The following is a 12,343-nucleotide window of genomic DNA, read 5'->3' as shown; positions in this document are numbered from 1 at the left end:
CGAGTAAGCTCACGCTGAGCTGAAGGAGTGTTCATGTCCAAGCGCAAGAGATACAGCCCCGAGTTCAAGCGGGAAGCCATCGAGCTGGTTCGTCGTTCAGGGGCGAGCTGCCGACAGGTTGCCCTGGAGATTGGTGTTGCTCCGAACCTGCTCACACGCTGGGTTAGAGAGTCGCAGCCAGGCGTAGAAAAGGCGTTTCCAGGAACGGGGAGTCCGCGAGATGAGGAGCTTGCCCGCCTCAAGCGTGAGTTGGCCCGAGTGACCAAGGAACGTGATTTTTTAAGAGACGCGGCAGCGTACTTTGCCAGGGAGTCATCGAGCGGTACTCGGTGATCCAGCGCTGCCGCAACGAGTACCCGGTACGACTGATGTGCCGTTGCCTGAAGGTTTCTGCCAGCGGCTATTACGACTGGCAGGATCGCGAGCCAAGTCCGCGCGCTCAAGAGAATGCGCGCCTAGTAAGGCGCATTCGGGAGATTCATGAGGACAGCCGTGGTGTGATCGGCGCTCCTCGTATGCGTGAGGATCTGCTCGACGAAGGTGAAACTGTCAGCCTGAACCGCGTTGCTCGCCTGATGTCCGCAGAGAGAATTCAAGGATGGCCACGTCAGAAGAAGCGCGGCCTTGGTCGAGTAGCCTCTGGTCGTCCAGCTGGCGTGAAGAATCTACTGGAGCGCGACTTCACCGCCTTGGAGCCGGAGCGCAAGTGGGTCACCGACATCACGGAAGTCGCCACCCTGGAGGGCAAACTGTTCCTGTGCGTGGTGCTCGACCTGTACAGCAAGCTGGTCATTGGCTGGTCGATGCATCACCGTCAGGATCGGCAGATGGTGATCCGAGCGGTGGAAATGGCAATCTGGCAACGCCAGGGCGATTGGTCAGTGATCCTGCATTCGGATCGTGGCAGCCAGTTCACCAGTGCGGATTACCAGCGCTTTCTAACTCGCAACACGCTGGTTTGTAGCATGAGTGCCGTCGGGCATTGTGGCGATAACGCTGCCTGTGAAGGCTTCTTTGGTCTGCTCAAACGGGAGCGTGTTGCCCATCAAGCGTATCGAACGCGCGATGAAGCACGGGCTGATCTATTCGACTACATCGAGCGGTTTCATAACCCACGAATGCGTCGTAGAGTCGCCCGGCAAGATTTGAAGTTTTCAGCCCTTTTCAAACCGTCCGTGGAAATGGGGTAGAACCCGTCTCAATGTGTCGTTCGTCAGGCTGTCCCAGCTATGTCCGGCAGGATTGGCCTAGATCCTCTCCTGCAGCGCCGTAAAGAAGGCTTCGATGTTTTCGTCATGTCGCTTGTAGTAGGTCCAGGGGCCGATGCGCTGCGATGTCACCAGTTGCGCGCGTTGCAACGCTGTCAGGTAAAGCGATGTGGTGGACTGCGAAAGGCCCGTACGCTCCTGGATGATGCTGACGCACACCCCGACCGTTTCCGGATCGACCTCTTGCTCAGGAAAGCTTGCCCGAGGGTCCTTGAGCCAGTTGAGGATGGCGAGGCGAATCGGGTTTGCCAAAGCCTTCAGGGCTTCATTCACGTCAATGCTCATAGATCGAGATACCTATTTTTCGCAATATTGCGATATTTTCCTCGTCAACGCGGAGAAAGGGAAGGCCTCAAAGTGACCTTCACCGACCGCTTGTCTTCGAATCGCTCATGACTCAATTCCATTGCTCCGCTAGGCCGACGAACTAGCGCTAGAACGCGCGAAAGCGAGGAACAACGTGCTTGCCAAGCTCTTCGATAACCTCGGCTGCGGGGCGTCTGCCGTATTTCAGGTTCAGGATAACGTGGTCCACACCGATTTCCTGAAGCGCCTCCAATAACGCCCGCAGGTGGTCACGCCCTAAACGGAACCCAAGATGAATTCGAGAGGGAAGGGCAGACGGGGATGCATCGAGATCGATGTAAAGCGACTGCATGAACGGTTTGTAGACGGGGCCACACTGCGTTCTGACTTCACGCCGCCAATCCTCGACGATCATCTGCTGAATTTTCGGAGGGCGTGGATAGTTGATCCATCCATGGCTTTCGCGCGCGATCCAATCGAGCGACTGGCGGCTATGCCCGGTCACGAACAAAGGGATCTCACGGGTTGTAGGCTTGGGGATGAGGTCAGCCCCCCGCAACTCGCCGCCCCTCCAGCGAATGGGCGCAAACGAACTGGAATGGGCCTGGCGTATGACTTCACAGCATTCGCGGAAGACCTCACCCCGTTTTTCGGGATCGACGTTGAATGCGGGAAACTCCACTGGACGGTCTCCAGACGCCACCCCTAGTAGCAACCGACCGTCGCTCAACTGGTCGACGCTCGCTGCCGCCTTGGCTGCATGCAAAGGATGGTGCAAGGGCAAGGCGATTGAAGCAGTACCCAAAGCGATCTTGGTGGTATGGGCGGCCATGTAGCCCAGGTAGACCCATGGGTCGAAGACCTGGCCGACATCACCAAAGTCCGGGTCCCTAAGTGGAACATCGCGAAACCAGAGTGTGGCAAAACCTAGCTCTTCGGCCCGTCTCGCCAATGCCACCTGATCGTGCATGGTCGGCGTATCCCACTCGAAGGCCTCCAGTGGGAAGAACAACCCCAGGCTCAGATTGCCCGGCATGAAGGTTCTTCTGAACCCATGATGGTCTTGGTAAGGAACAGTGCTCGGTTGATACATATCTATCTTCCTCTACTGGAAGGCCACGAGCCGCGCCCTGGTGCTTCAGGGCGCGGCGACTATCATTAGGGTTGATAGGTTGGGTAGTCGGTGTAGCCCTTATCAGTGCCGCCATACATGCTGGTAGGGTCCACTGGATTCAGCGGCCAATTGTTGGCGATGCGGGCGGGCAGATCCGGGTTCGCAATGAAGGGTCGACCGAATGCGATGAGGTCACCCCAGCCCGCCTGGATCACCCGACTTCCTCGCTCAGCGGTGTATTTGCCGGCATAAAGGATCTTGCCGCTGAAGGTCTTGCGAACATCCTCGCGAAACGCCTCGGGCAGTTCGGGGGCGTTCTCCCAGTCGGCTTCGGCGAGCGACAGGTAGGCGATGCCCACTTCCTCAAGAATCTTCACCGCCTCGATATAGGTTTGATGCGGATCCTCTTCGACCAGGCCGAGGTAGACGCGATCCTCATCAGTGGTAGCGAAGAGCGGTGCGAAGCGAACGCCCAAGCGCTCCGTACCCACGACGCCGGCAACGGCCTCAGTGACTTCGCGCAGGAAGCGCAAGCGGTTCTGCAGCGAGCCACCATATTCGTCATCGCGACGGTTGGTATGGGCGGAAATGAACTGGTTCACCAGGTAGCCGTTCGCAGAGTGGATTTCTACCCCGTCGAAACCGGCGTCCAACGCATTTCGGGCCGCTTGGGCATAGAGCTGGACCAGTTCCTTCACTTCTGCGGTCGAAAGTGCGCGTGGAGTCGACGGCTCAGCCAATGCACCCGTGCCGGGGCCCGTCTCGATGAACACCTTGACGCTGTCTGCCCGGATGGCCGATGGCGCGATGGGCGCTTCGCCGCGGGGCTGCAGAGAAGTGTGCGACACGCGGCCGACATGCCAGAGCTGCGCGAAGATCACACCCCCTTCGGCATGCACAGCATCAGTGACCTTACGCCAGCCTTCGACCTGCTCAGCGCTGTGGATACCAGGGGTCCAGGCGTACCCCTGACCGCGGGGTTCGATCTGGGTGCCTTCGGTCACCATGAAGCCGGCACCGGTACGCTGGCGGTAATAAGTGGCCATGAGATCGTTCGGAATGTTGCCGGGCTGAGAGCTACGGGAACGCGTCAGCGGCGGCAGAACGATGCGGTTCTTGAGGGTGTACGGACCCAGTTGGGTGGTTTCGAAGAGGACAGACTGATTCATTTCAATTACCTGCATATCTCGATTTATCGATGTTAGTGGGCAAACTGAACCCGCTTCACAGCATCAGAACAAGCCATGGGCCGCTTCTTTGAGGCTGACGAGAATATTCTTCTTCTGGCTGTAGGCTTCGAGGATGGACTTGTGGGTCTCTCTTCCAAGGCCGGACTTCTTGTAGCCACCAAAGGGCGCGTGGGCAGGGATGTCATGGTAGGTGTTCACCCACATGCGACCGGTTTCCACCGCACGTGCCACGCGCACCGCGCGATTGATGTCCTGGGTCCAGACCGCACCAGCCAGCCCGTAGTCCGAGTCGTTGGCCATGGCGATGACCTCCGCTTCATCCTTGAACGGAATCACACACAGGACAGGGCCAAAGATCTCCTCGTATGCCACGCGCATGTCGTTGCGTACGTCGACCAGGATGGTCGGCTGGATGAAGAAGCCGTTATCGTAAGCAGGCCCTGTCAGGCGACCACCGCCGATCAGCACCCGTGCGCCCTCCTGCTTGGCGATATCGATGTAACCAAGGATGCGCTCCATTTGTGTCTTGCTGACCTGGGCCCCCATCATGGTGTCCCGATGCAGCGGGTCGCCCACGCGCACGGCTTCGAACTTCTGCTGGACCTCGGCTAGGAAGCGCTCATAGATCGACTCATGGACGAACAGCCGTGCGCCGGATTCGCAAACCTGGCCCTGGTTCCAGAGGATGGCGAGAGCAGCGCCTTCCACGGCCTTGTCCCAGTTTGCATCGGGGAAGACGATATTGGCCGATTTGCCGCCCAACTCGAGGGTCGCCGGAATCAGCTTCTTCGCCGCCGCATCGGCGACACGCATGCCGACACCGGTCGAGCCGGTGAAGGCGAGCTTGCGCACGTCCGGATGGTCCAGCAGCGCCTGGCCTGCAGAGGCCCCCGTGCCGGTGACGATGTTCACGACGCCGGCCGGTAGAACCTTGGCGAGAATCTTCGCAAGCTCAAGGATGGTAACCGGGGTCAGTTCGGATGGTTTGATGACCACAGTATTACCCGCCGCGATGGCCGGGGCGATTTTCCAGGCTGCCATCAGCAGCGGGAAGTTCCAGGGAATTACTTGGCCCACCACGCCCAGTGGCTCACTGAGCACGATGCTGAGAGTCTGCTCGTCCAGCATTACCGCCTCGTCGGAGTGACTGCGGATCACGCCGGCGAAGTAGCGGAAGTGATCGATGGCCAGCGGGACGTCGATGCTGCTGCTTTCCCGGATCGGCTTGCCTACGTCGAGAGTCTCCAGGACGGAGAAACGTTCTGCATCGGCTTCCATCAGATCGGCAATTTTCAGCAGGGCATTGGCGCGCTCGATGGGGCTGGTTAACCGCCAGGTTTCGAAGGCGCGCTGAGCGGCCTGCACCGCACGATCGATATCGGCGGCTGTGCCGTTCGGGATGCTGGTGAGCGTTTGTCCGTTAGCGGGATTGATGATGGAAAGGGTCTCACCACTTTCACCAGCAACCCATTGGTTGTCGATGAACAGGCCGTAGCTGCTGTCGGGTACGTAGGTCGGGAGGGTAACGTCGAGCTTTTGCATGGGGTATCTCCAGGGGGTAGGGTGGCTTGCGATTTCTAAGCTATTTGTCATATCGAGATATGTCAATATCTAATTTCCACAATTTCTTCACACGGAATTTTGTGCGACAAGGTCCGCTTCCTGGATTGGCGCATGCGTGCTTGACTTTTCGAGGCGACCGGTCTAATTATTCGCACGATGAAATCGTCAAGCCTACAGCTTGCGAGATCACCTCTTAGGATCGTGAGGGGAATGTGCTACGCGTGACTGCCATCCTGTGTCCGGAATGGGCAGTTCTCGGCAGAGTTGGCTGGGAAGGCGCCAGGCGTTGCGCCAGCTGACTCATGGATCAACTCCTCGATGTTTCATCAAGGAGTTAATACCCGCATCGAACGCTGATGCTTTTTGGTTGATTTATAGACGATCGGTCTAAAAGGAGGTGAATGTGTTCAAGGCAATTTTGATTGATAAGGTCGACTCGACGTACCAGGCTCGGATTACCGACCTGAGCGACGAACAACTTCCCGAAGGTGATGTGACCGTGCGGGTGTCCTATAGCACCCTCAATTTCAAGGATGGGTTGGCAATCACTGGAAAAAGCCCAGTTGTGCGCCAATTTCCGATGGTGCCGGGGATCGATTTCGTTGGCACCGTCGAGAACAGCACACACCCCAAGTACCAGGCCGGCGACAAGGTGCTGCTCAATGGCTGGGGAGTAGGTGAGACTCATTGGGGAGGCCTGGCGCAAAAAGCAAGAGTCAACGGTGACTGGCTGATTCCACTTCCCCTGGGCATCAGTGAGCAACAGGCGATGGCCATTGGTACGGCGGGATACACTTCCATGCTCTGCCTAATGGCATTGGAGCGTCATGGAGTTCGCCCGGAGCACGGCAAGGTTCTGGTCACTGGAGCCAGCGGTGGAGTGGGAAGCTTTGCAATCGCGCTCCTAGCCAACAATGGGTATTCGGTTATCGCTGCGACAGGGAGGCTTGAGGAAACCGAGTACCTCAAGCACCTCGGAGCCGAGACTGTCATTCATCGATCTGAGCTGTCAGAGCCGGGGCGTCCTCTTGCAAAGGAACGATGGGCCGCCGCAATCGACTCTGTCGGAAGCCATACGCTCGCCAATGTCTGTGCCGGCACGCAAGCAGAAGGTGCGGTAGCTGCCTGTGGTTTGGCTCAAGGTATGGATTTCCCGGCATCAGTAGCGCCCTTCATTCTGAGAGGCGTAAGTCTGCTCGGCGTCAACAGTGTCACGCAGCCCTATGCACGAAGAGTCGAAGCATGGAGCCGTCTCTGTGACGAGTTGGATTTCCATAAACTGACAGAAATCACGCGCGAGATTGCGCTGCCGCAGAGTCTTGAGGCAGCGAGCGATCTGTTGCAAGGGAAAGTCAGGGGTCGTCTGGTGGTGGACGTAAACCGCTGAACAACAGTGATCCAGTAGTAAGCCTGCGCTTGGTCAGTGGAAGTTCCTGATGCAGGTCTTCGGCCATCACTCCTGGCGTGAGTTCTGACTGCTCCAGGAGTAAGTGGGCAAGCGCTGTCGCAGCTCGAACTGCGGTGGCGCGATCCACCGCCGTTTGCTGTCTATGAGAGAACCCCCGGTGGCCTGTTGCGACAAAGCAGTCAATGCGGGGTAGGGCGGGGATGTTCTCTGCAATACCCCTGACTGGCGCTGTGCCCTGGCCTAGGGACCAAAGGACAATACGACGTGCCGAGCCCAGCTTTACCCTTTCAAGGTCGAACACCCATGTGCGTTGGCGGCCAACCACCCAGATCAACAACTGACTGGCGATCTGCCCGACCCGAGTGCGAACTCACCGCTCCTAAAGTCTCCTCCCTGCTCCTATCCCTACATCCGCAACCGCGAACCCGCGGAGTGCCGTGGCAACGTCGAAGACGCTACTTCGGCGCGAAGCCGGATACCCATGCGTGGCGCAGAAAACTCACAAACGTGGAGACCGCCAACGGCACATGGCTTGCGTAGGGGCGAACGGCGTAGAGCCGTTCTGCGAACGTTCCCACCGGCACCCATTCAGGGAGAATCTCGACCAGCTTTCCGGCTTCCAGGGCCGCCTGAGCGCTGAAATCTGGCAGTAGTGCGATACCCAGTCCTGCTATCGCTGCATCACGCAGTGCCTCACTATTGTTGGCTGCGAACGGACCGGTGATTGCCACCGTGACTCTCTCGCCCCCTGAACGGCCATCCAGAGGTTCGAAGGCCCAGGTGGGCGTCTCTTGAGCGCGCGGGTAATACAAGCAGTCATGTTCTGACAGCGCTTCAGGTGTGCTAGGCGCATGACGGCGCCGCAGGTAGGCGCGACTGGCGACCAATAGGGACCGCGTGTTGCATAACTGCCAGGCCACATGCGTGTCCGGTACGGTGGCTGCGTGCCGGATCGCCAAATCAAACCCTTCCATCGACAGCGAACTGATGCGGTCGGAAAGCTCCAACTCCAACCGGACTTCAGGATTGGCACGTGAGAATTCTGCCAAGCGCGGCACCAGTTGTTGACGTGCGAGGGCGACAGGGGCCGTCACGCGCAGCAGCCCGGTCGGCACCCCCGCCAAGTCACGGACACCCGCGAAGCTGTGCGCTATTCGCTCGAACGGCGTTCGAATGTCATCCACCAGCCGCTGGCCAACCTCGGTAAGGCGCATGCTGCGGGTTGTGCGCCGCACAAGCGGCATGCCGACTGCGCGTTCGAGTTCAACGATGCGTTGGCTCATGGCTGCCTTGCTCACTCCAAGGCGAGCCGCAGCAGCCGTATAGCTGCCTTGTTGCTCCAGGACGATCAGCCAATGCAGATGAGCCCAAAGGGCTTCGATATTTTTGTCGTTCATGGATCTATTGTTCACCATCGTGAACAATCAATTCAAGTTTGTGGCGTTGTTGGGGGGAGGGGGATTCCCTAGGCTCTGGGGGCACTTCCGACTTACCCATCGTAGTGAGACACGTCATGAACCAAGCAAACGATACTCAAGAGATTGCCCAGTACATCCACGGTGAACATGTCACCGGCAACGGCACTCGCACTCAGCCCGTATACAACCCCGCCACTGGAGCTGTTAGCGGCCGTGTGCGTTTAGGTACCGCCCAAGACGTCGATGCTGCGGTAGCGTGCGCCCAGGCAGCCTTTCCAAGCTGGTCCAACACCCCACCGATTCGCCGGGCGCGAATTCTGTTCAAGTTCTTGGAGTTGTTGAACCAGAACAAGGACGAGTTGGCTCACATGATCACTGCTGAGCACGGCAAGGTCTTCACCGATGCTTTGGGCGAAGTCGCACGCGGTATTGATATCGTTGAGTTTGCCTGTGGCATCCCCCAGTTGCTCAAGGGCGACTTCTCCGACCAGGTGTCCACGAACCTGGATAACTGGACGCTGCGTCAGCCACTGGGTGTTGTTGCCGGTATCACCCCGTTCAACTTCCCCGTGATGGTGCCGATGTGGATGTTCCCGGTGGCAATAGCCGCGGGAAATACCTTCATTCTCAAGCCCAGCCCTACCGACCCGAGCGCCAGCCTGTTCATGGCAGACCTCCTTAAGCAAGCAGGCCTGCCGGATGGTGTGTTCAACGTTGTGCAGGGCGACAAGGAAGCCGTAGACGCGTTGTTGGTGCACCCCGAAGTGAAGGCGGTGTCCTTCGTTGGCTCCACGCCAATCGCCAACTACATCTACGAAACTGGCGCTCGCCATGGCAAGCGTGTGCAAGCGTTGGGTGGTGCGAAAAACCATTTGGTGGTCATGCCGGATGCAGATGTCGACCAGGTCGTGGATGCCCTCATCGGCGCGGGCTACGGTTCAGCCGGCGAACGTTGCATGGCGATTTCCGTGGCGGTGCTGGTTGGTGACGTGGCCGACAAGGTCGTACCAAAGCTGCTGGAACGGACCAAAGCCTTGAAAGTTCTCAATGGCACCAACCTGGCCGCTGAAATGGGCCCAATCGTTACGGCCGCCGCTCATGCCCGGATCACGGAATACATCGAGCTCGGCGTACAAGAAGGTGCCCAGTTGTTGGCTGACGGCCGTGAATTCAATGCGGCGGAGGCAGGTGAAGGGTGTGCAGAGGGTTTCTGGATGGGCGGTACTCTGTTCGACCACGTCACTCCGGATATGCGCATCTACCAGGAAGAGATCTTTGGTCCGGTACTGGCGTGCGTTCGTGTGCCTGATTTCGCTACGGCCGTGCAACTGGTCAATGACCACGAATTTGGGAACGGCGTGGCCTGCTTCACCCGCGACGGTAACGTAGCCCGTGAATTCAGTCGCCGTATCCAGGTAGGGATGGTGGGCATCAACGTCCCGCTTCCTGTGCCGATGGCTTGGCATGGTTTTGGCGGCTGGAAGAAGAGCCTCTTCGGGGACATGCATGCTTACGGTGAAGAGGGCGTGCGTTTCTATACCAAGCAAAAATCCATCATGCAGCGTTGGCCGGAAAGCATTGCCAAAGGCGCAGAGTTCGCGATGCCGACCGCAAAATAGCGGCAGCCCCTTCGGGAGTCGTCTCGAAAAACCTCTTGATTTTTCGAGACGACTAGTCTATTAATTGCCTCATGAGCCAAATCCAAGCTACTCCCCGTAAGCGTGGCCGTCCGGCGAAAGCTGCCGGCGACTACCGAGAAACCCGTGAGACCCTATGTCGCGCAGGCGTGGCTGCGTTGACCGAGAAGGGTTTTTCGGCCACTGGCCTTGACGAAATATTGTCGTCAGTGGGTGTGCCCAAAGGGTCTTTCTATCATTTCTTCGCGAGCAAAGAGGCTTTTGGGTCAGAACTAATCACCCTGTATGCCCATTACTTCGCACGCAAGTTGGACCGGTTTCTGCTGGATGAAAGTCTCACTCCGTTAGAACGCATTGATGCATTTTGTCAGGATGCCGAGCGCGGGATGGAAAAGTTCAGTTTCAGCCGGGGTTGCTTGGTCGGTAATCTGGGCCAGGAGATGGGAGCGCTCCCGGAGTCATTTCGCGCGCAACTGACTGATGTGCTCTTGGACTGGCAGAGTCGGTTCGAACATTGCTTGGAGGCGGCAAAGAGTGCCGGTGAAATACCTCAGCATACTGACTGCGCGCGATTGGCCGCTTTCTTTTGGATAGGCTGGGAGGGTGCCGTACTGCGCGCCAAGCTTGAGCGCAAGGGAGATCCCCTGCGTGTATTTGCAGATCTGTTTTTGATGAGCCTTAGGTCCTAAGGCTTTTTTTTACCCATTAATAGACGATCGGTCTAATTAAATGAGCGCTTATCCACTGCTCGCCACAACAGGGTGTCACGATGCAAACGCCAACCTTTGACTACATCATCATCGGGGCGGGTACGGCTGGCTGCTTGCTTGCCAACCGTCTCAGCGCCGATGAGAACTGCCAAGTCCTACTTCTTGAAGCTGGTAGCCCGGACAATTACCCCTGGATTCACATACCGGTCGGATATCTCTATTGCATTGACAATCCGCGAACTGACTGGCGCTTCCGGACTGCGGCATCGCCTGGACTGAACGGCCGTGAACTGCTTTATCCCCGAGGCAAGACATTAGGGGGATGCTCAAGTATTAACGGGATGATCTATATGCGTGGCCAAGCCCAAGATTACGACCACTGGGCACAGGTCACTGGTGATGAGGAATGGAATTGGGAGAACTGCCTGAGGGACTTCCGCGCTCACGAAGATCACTATCGCCTTGACGCTAGCGCTACCGGAAATTTGGGCAGCCAAATCGAACGATTTAAAGCCTTGCATAGTTCGGGAGGGGAATGGCGTATAGAGAAGCAACGCCTTCGCTGGGAAATACTCGATGCGTTTGCCGAGGCTGCACAGCAAGCTGGTATCCCTGCAACCGAAGATTTCAACGGCGGAGACAACCATGGTGTTGGTTACTTTGAGGTAAACCAACGAAGTGGCTTGCGGTGGAATGCATCCAAGGCGTTCTTAAAACCCATCCGAAAAAAGCGCCGGAATCTTACGATTTGGACAGGAGCTCAAGCATCCCGTTTACTATTTGAATTGCGTGAAGATAGTCAGCAAGTATGTTATGGCGTCGAAATCGTAAATGAGGGACAACACCACAGGGTTCTTAGCCGTCGTGAAGTTATTCTCAGCGCGGGCGCCATCGGTACTCCGCAGTTGCTGCAGGTTTCTGGAGTAGGAGATGCTAACTTGCTGAATGAGCATCATATTCCTGTTGTGAAGCATTTGCCTGGAGTAGGCGACAATCTGCAGGATCACCTACAGATCCGCTCGATATATCAAATTCACGGTGCACCAACCCTAAATACCCAGGCAACCAAACTGTGGGGAAAATTCGCAATCGCACTAGAGTATGTGCTCAAGCGTAGTGGGCCGATGAGTATGGCACCTTCACAACTGGGGATTTTTACCAGCAGTGATGAGTCCTATCGATACCCCAACATTCAGTATCACGTCCAACCGCTAAGTCTGGAAGCGTTCGGACAACCGTTGCACACGTTCCCGGCTATTACCGCCAGTGTGTGTAACCTACGTCCAAGCAGTCGCGGCAAAGTGACTATCCAAAGTTCAGACTACCGTACCGCTCCGATCATTGCACCCAATTACTTAAGCACTGATGAAGATCGTAAGGTGGCGGCTGATTCACTACGAGTGACCCGCCGAATTGCAGCACAACCGGCCTTGGCGCGCTACCACCCTTACGAATACAAGCCGGGCCCTCAGTACGAAACGGACGAACAACTAGCGAGGCTGGCAGGAGAAATCGGCACTACGATTTTTCATCCTGTCGGCACCGCCAAGATGGGACGAGCATCCGACCCGATGGCAGTGGTGGACAGTCATTTGCGCGTGCATGGCTTTCACGGTCTTCGGGTGGTGGACGCAAGTGTCATGCCCACTATTACGAGCGGCAACACCAATAGTCCGACATTGATGATTGCGGAGAAAGCTGCGCGTTGGATCATTGCGGGTATTTAATC

The 12,343-nt window shown here is 57.3% G+C and carries 10 protein-coding genes; 5 read left to right on the top strand and 5 right to left on the bottom strand.

Going from position 1 to position 12,343, the window contains the following annotated elements; translation table 11 throughout:
- Positions 1-33 precede the first annotated feature (33 nt).
- Positions 34-1,190, top strand: a protein-coding gene (locus PJW05_RS16975; protein ID WP_271408147.1) for an IS3 family transposase whose coding sequence is annotated in 2 segments (ribosomal slippage) — positions 34-283 and positions 283-1,190 — 1,158 coding nt in all. Because the reading frame shifts where the segments join, the coding sequence is not laid out codon by codon here.
- Between the two features lie 57 nt (positions 1,191-1,247).
- Here PJW05_RS16975 and PJW05_RS16970 read toward each other — a convergent pair.
- From PJW05_RS16970 to PJW05_RS16955, 4 genes are all read right to left on the bottom strand, one after another.
- The gene (locus PJW05_RS16970) at positions 1,248-1,553 is read right to left on the bottom strand and encodes an ArsR/SmtB family transcription factor (RefSeq protein ID WP_057384357.1); all 306 of its coding nucleotides are present in this window, start codon (positions 1,551-1,553) and stop codon (positions 1,248-1,250) included.
- A 148-nt stretch (positions 1,554-1,701) separates the two neighbouring features.
- Positions 1,702-2,667, bottom strand: a complete 966-nt coding sequence (locus tag PJW05_RS16965; RefSeq protein WP_271408146.1) for an LLM class oxidoreductase — start codon at positions 2,665-2,667, stop codon at positions 1,702-1,704.
- Positions 2,668-2,732: 65 nt separating this feature from the next.
- Positions 2,733-3,857 carry an alkene reductase gene (locus tag PJW05_RS16960; RefSeq protein WP_271408145.1) on the bottom strand — a complete coding sequence of 375 codons (1,125 nt, stop codon included), beginning with the start codon at positions 3,855-3,857 and terminating at the stop codon, positions 2,733-2,735.
- Between the two features lie 63 nt (positions 3,858-3,920).
- Positions 3,921-5,420, bottom strand: a complete 1,500-nt coding sequence (locus PJW05_RS16955) for an aldehyde dehydrogenase family protein (protein WP_271408144.1) — start codon at positions 5,418-5,420, stop codon at positions 3,921-3,923.
- Positions 5,421-5,844: 424 nt separating this feature from the next.
- Between PJW05_RS16955 and acuI the strand changes: the two genes are divergently transcribed.
- Positions 5,845-6,828, top strand: coding sequence for an acrylyl-CoA reductase (NADPH) (acuI, locus tag PJW05_RS16950; protein ID WP_271408143.1), 984 nt, complete (start codon positions 5,845-5,847; stop codon positions 6,826-6,828).
- Between the two features lie 476 nt (positions 6,829-7,304).
- On the opposite strand, the gene PJW05_RS16945 is transcribed toward acuI, so the two are convergent.
- Entirely contained in the window at positions 7,305-8,246 is a 942-nt protein-coding gene (locus PJW05_RS16945) for a LysR family transcriptional regulator (RefSeq protein ID WP_271408142.1), read from the bottom strand.
- Positions 8,247-8,362: 116 nt separating this feature from the next.
- On the opposite strand from PJW05_RS16945, the gene PJW05_RS16940 reads away from it, so the two are divergent.
- From PJW05_RS16940 to PJW05_RS16930, 3 genes are all read left to right on the top strand, one after another.
- Positions 8,363-9,886 carry a CoA-acylating methylmalonate-semialdehyde dehydrogenase gene (locus tag PJW05_RS16940; RefSeq protein ID WP_271408141.1) on the top strand — a complete coding sequence of 508 codons (1,524 nt, stop codon included), beginning with the start codon at positions 8,363-8,365 and terminating at the stop codon, positions 9,884-9,886.
- 71 nt (positions 9,887-9,957) lie between these two features.
- Entirely contained in the window at positions 9,958-10,593 is a 636-nt protein-coding gene (gene acuR / locus PJW05_RS16935; RefSeq protein ID WP_271408140.1) for an acrylate utilization transcriptional regulator AcuR, read from the top strand.
- A gap of 80 nt (positions 10,594-10,673) precedes the next feature.
- Positions 10,674-12,341, top strand: a complete 1,668-nt coding sequence (locus tag PJW05_RS16930) for a GMC family oxidoreductase (protein ID WP_271408139.1) — start codon at positions 10,674-10,676, stop codon at positions 12,339-12,341.
- Positions 12,342-12,343: the final 2 nt, after the last annotated feature.

The sequence above is a fragment of the Pseudomonas sp. Q1-7 genome (genome assembly GCF_028010285.1).
GTDB lineage: Bacteria > Pseudomonadota > Gammaproteobacteria > Pseudomonadales > Pseudomonadaceae > Metapseudomonas.
Note: the sequence above shows the minus strand (reverse complement) of the source record. Positions and strands in the feature narration are given on the sequence as shown.

What these genes read in the sequence shown, in the direction of transcription:
- PJW05_RS16970 (WP_057384357.1), bottom strand. Translation starts at nt 1,553, where the DNA reads ATGAGCATTGACGTGAATGAAGCCCTGAAGGCTTTGGCAAACCCGATT.
- PJW05_RS16965 (WP_271408146.1), bottom strand. Translation starts at nt 2,667, where the DNA reads ATGTATCAACCGAGCACTGTTCCTTACCAAGACCATCATGGGTTCAGA.
- PJW05_RS16960 (WP_271408145.1), bottom strand. Translation starts at nt 3,857, where the DNA reads ATGAATCAGTCTGTCCTCTTCGAAACCACCCAACTGGGTCCGTACACC.
- PJW05_RS16955 (WP_271408144.1), bottom strand. Translation starts at nt 5,420, where the DNA reads ATGCAAAAGCTCGACGTTACCCTCCCGACCTACGTACCCGACAGCAGC.
- PJW05_RS16945 (WP_271408142.1), bottom strand. Translation starts at nt 8,246, where the DNA reads ATGAACGACAAAAATATCGAAGCCCTTTGGGCTCATCTGCATTGGCTG.
- PJW05_RS16940 (WP_271408141.1), top strand. Translation starts at nt 8,363, where the DNA reads ATGAACCAAGCAAACGATACTCAAGAGATTGCCCAGTACATCCACGGT.
- acuR (WP_271408140.1), top strand. Translation starts at nt 9,958, where the DNA reads ATGAGCCAAATCCAAGCTACTCCCCGTAAGCGTGGCCGTCCGGCGAAA.
- PJW05_RS16930 (WP_271408139.1), top strand. Translation starts at nt 10,674, where the DNA reads ATGCAAACGCCAACCTTTGACTACATCATCATCGGGGCGGGTACGGCT.